1 protein-coding gene is annotated in these 2,201 nt (G+C 68.9%); it reads left to right on the plus strand.

What is annotated here, in order from left to right:
- Nucleotides 1–66 precede the first annotated feature (66 nt).
- Nucleotides 67–2,201: amino acid adenylation domain-containing protein (locus tag ACFWPS_RS53905; protein ID WP_383721901.1), on the plus strand; the 2,135-nt coding region annotated here is incomplete at its 3' end.

Here is a 2,201-nt window from a genome sequence, read left to right on the forward strand (position 1 = left end):
CGTGGGGAGGTGGTGTTCGGGGCGACGTCGGCGGGGCGTCCGGCGGAGTTGCCGGGTGTGGAGTCGATGGTGGGTCTGGCGATGAACACCCTGCCCGTGCGGGTGTCGTTGGCAGGTGGGTCGTCTGTGGTGGATCTGGTGAGGGGGCTTCAGGCCCGGCAGTCGGCGCTGATGGCACACCAGCACATCGGCCTGAGCGAGATCCAGCGTCACACCGGACCCGGCTCAACCTTCGACACCCTGGTCGTCTTCCAGAACAATCCGCGTCCGGTGGAGGACGAGCCTGGCCCGGACCAGTTCTCCGTGGGTTTCGTGGGGGTGCAGGAGTCGGCGCATTATCCGTTGACGCTGGTGGTGACGCCGGGTGAGGGGATGGAGTGCCGGCTGGACTATCGGCTGGATGTGTTCGATGCGGTGGCGGCGGAGCGGATTGTCGGTCGTGTGGTGCGGGTGCTGGAGCAGATGGCCGCGGACCCGGAGGTGCGGGTGAGCGACCTCGACCTGCTGGACGCCTCGGAACGCGCCTCCGTCGTCGAGCGGTGGAACGAGACCGTGCAGGACGTGGGCACGGCCTCTGTGCTGGAGCGGTTCCGGCGGTGGGCTGTTGAGGCTCCGGACGCGGCTGCTCTGCGCTCGGAGGGCCGCACCTTGACCTATGCCGAGGTGGACAGGCGTTCCGACGCGTTGGCGCGGGGGTTGGTGGCGCGGGGTGTGGGGCGTGAGTCGCGGGTGGGGCTGTGTCTGCCGCGTGGGGTGGAGATGGTGGTGGCTCAGCTTGCGGTGTGGAAGGCGGGTGGGGCGTATGTGCCGTTGGATCCGGAGTATCCGGCGGACCGGCTGGCGTTCATGGTCGCTGACAGCGGCGCGCGGCTCGTGCTGGTGACGGAGGAGACGGCGGATCGGCTGGACGGGGACGTCGTTCTCCTGGACGGTCTTGCCATCGACTCTGGGGAGCCGGTTGATGTGTCGGTGGGGCCGGGTGATCTGGCGTATGTGATTTATACGTCGGGGTCGACGGGGCGGCCGAAGGGTGTGGCGGTGGCGCATGGTTCGGTGGCGAACCTGGCTTCGGCGATGGGTCCTGTGCTGGGGGCTGGTCCTGGTGTGACGTCGTTGCAGTTCGCTTCCTTCAGCTTCGACGCGGCCGTCCTGGACGTCGCCGTGACCTTGGCGGCGGGTGGCACGCTGGCGATCGCCTCGTCCGAGGAGCGGCGGGATCCGTCTGCTTTGGCGGCGATGGTCGAGTCCAGTGGTGTGGGTACGGCGAGTGTGGTGCCGTCGCTGCTGAGTGCGCTGGAGCCGGAGGCCGTTTCTGGTGTTGCGAACTGGGTGCTGGGTGCGGAGCGTCTCGAAGCGGGTCTGGCCGCCAGGTGGCGGGCAGCCGCCCGTCTGTGGAACACCTACGGCCCCACGGAGGCGACCGTCATCAGTACGGCCGTCCTCCTGGAGGAGGGCATCACCGGTGAGGATGCGCCTCCTGCGATCGGCCGCCCGCTGCCCAACGTCCGTACCTACGTCCTGGACGCGTTCCTGCGTCCCGTCCCGGTCGGCGTGACCGGCGAGCTGTATGTCGCCGGTGCCGGTCTGGCCCGTGGATACATCGGTCGCCCCGACCTGACGGCCGAGCGCTTTGTCGCCTGTCCCTTCGGTGACGGTGAGCGGATGTATCGCACGGGGGACCTGGCCCGCTGGACCGTCGAGGGGCAGCTGGAGTTCGTCGGTCGCGCGGATGAGCAGGTCAAGATCCGCGGCTTCCGGGTCGAACTCGGGGAGGTGGAAGCCGTTCTTGCCGCTCACCCTGAGGTGGAACGGGCCGTGGCCACCGTCCGCGACGGCCGCCTGGCCGGCTATGTCGTCAGTTCCTCGGCAGTCGCATCCGAGGAACTGCGCGCATACGTCGCCGCCAAGCTGCCGGAGTACATGGTCCCGTCCGTGGTGGTCGTCCTGGACGCCTTCCCGCTGACGGCCAATGGCAAGGTCGACCGCTCTGCCCTCCCCGTCCCCGATCACGCGCTCATGCTCACCCGCGCGCCTGCAACGCCGACGGAGGAGGTGCTCAGCGCCCTCTTCGCGGAGGTGCTGGGGCGGGAACAGATCGGTGCTGAGGACAGCTTCTTCGACCTCGGTGGCGATTCGCTGCTGGTGATGCGGCTGATCACGCGGATCCGGTCGGTGCTCGATGTCGCGCTCGGTGTCCGGGA

The sequence above is a fragment of the Streptomyces sp. NPDC058457 genome, assembly GCF_042720695.1.
Taxonomy (GTDB): Bacteria; Actinomycetota; Actinomycetes; order Streptomycetales; family Streptomycetaceae; genus Streptomyces.